This is a genomic window from Sphingobium sp. ba1 (assembly GCF_000743655.1).
Lineage (GTDB): Bacteria > Pseudomonadota > Alphaproteobacteria > Sphingomonadales > Sphingomonadaceae > Sphingobium.
The window spans coordinates 207967-209461 of sequence record NZ_JPPQ01000006.1; the positions used below are offsets into that span (position 1 = coordinate 207967).

The 1495-nt window shown below is 64.9% G+C and carries 1 protein-coding gene and 1 pseudogene; both read left to right on the forward strand.

The genetic code is table 11. The annotated features are described in order from the left end of the window. Window positions 1–798, forward strand: a pseudogene (gene tolB / locus IL54_RS01155) (Tol-Pal system protein TolB); the annotation flags it as partial. A 119-nt stretch (window positions 799–917) separates the two neighbouring features. Next, entirely contained in the window at window positions 918–1430 is a 513-nt protein-coding gene (gene pal, locus IL54_RS01160) for a peptidoglycan-associated lipoprotein Pal (RefSeq protein ID WP_037472304.1), read from the forward strand. Window positions 1431–1495: the final 65 nt, after the last annotated feature.

Below are 1495 nucleotides of genomic sequence, written 5' to 3' on the forward strand. Positions count from 1 at the left end.
TATATCGCCGAAAGCGGTCCCAAGGGCGCACGCGTCAAGCGCCTCGCCATCATGGACAGCGATGGCGCGAACCATCGCTTCATCACCAATGGCCAGTCGATGGCGCTCACCCCGCGCTTCTCGCCCGACTATAAATCCATCCTCTATGTCAGCTATCTGGGCAGCCGGGTGCGCCTCTATGTCTATGACATCGGCGCCGGGCAGCAGCGACTGGTGACCGAAAGCAACAACCCGACCTTCGCCCCGCGCTGGTCGCCCGATGGCCGCAACATCCTCTTCTCGATGGCGGTGGCCGGCAATACCGACATTTACCGCATCGGGGCCAATGGCGGGACGCCCGTGCGCCTCACCACCTCGCCCGGCATCGATGTCGGCGGCAGCTATTCGCCCGACGGCAACCAGATCGTGTTCGAAAGCGATCGGTCGGGCGGACAGCAGCTCTATGTGATGAACGCCGACGGTTCGAACCAGCGCCGCATCAGCCATGGCGGCGGCCGCTATGCGACGCCCGAATGGAGCCCGCGCGGCGATCTCATCGCCTTCACCAAATTGTCGGGCGACTTCAAGGTCGCGGTGATGACGCCCAGCGGCGATAATGAGCGCATCCTGACCAATGGCTGGCAGGATGAACAGCCGACCTGGTCGCCCAATGGCCGTGTGCTGCAATTCTTCCGCACCACGCCGGGCCGCCAGGGCGCAAGCCAAGTGTGGCAGGTCGACCTGACCGGCGTCAACGAACGGCGCATCCCGACACCCTTGAGCGGCTCCGATCCGGCCTGGGGACCGCTGCTGCCCTGATAATCGCCCCGCCCGCCTGTCGCGACGGAACCCATTCGTCTTGACAGCGTAACGAACTTCACGGAGCCTGCCTGCGTCCCGATCCGAGCGCAGGCAGCGCTGAAACAAGGAGACACGCAATGCCATTGTCCCGCACCCTCTTGATGGCCACCGCCATCATCGCGCTCGCCGCTTGCTCGAAAAAGCCACCGGCCGAACTGCCGCCCGCGCCCGGTGGCACCGACACGACCATGCCCAGCGGCCCGACGACGCCGACCGGCCCGGTCAAGGGCAGCCAGGAAGATTTCGTCGCCTCGGTCGCCTCCGACCGCATCTTCTTCGCGCTCAACGAATATGATGTCGATGCGCAGGATCAGGCGACGCTCCAGAGCCAGGCCGCCTGGCTGCAACAGAACCCCGCCGTGCGCGTCACGATCGAGGGTCATGCCGACGAACGCGGCACCCGCGACTATAATATTGCGCTCGGCGAACGCCGCGCCAACGCCGCGAAAAACTATCTCGCCTCGCTCGGCATCGATTCGGGCCGCATCACCACCGTCAGCTATGGCAAGGAACGCCCCGCCGCCCTCGGCTCGGACGAAGCCTCCTGGGCGCAAAACCGCCGCGCAGTAACGGTAACGATCCAATATTGATCGCCCTTACGCGCTGATAGAAAGGCCCGCCCGTCCCCCGACCGGCGGGCCTTTTTCATAGGAAG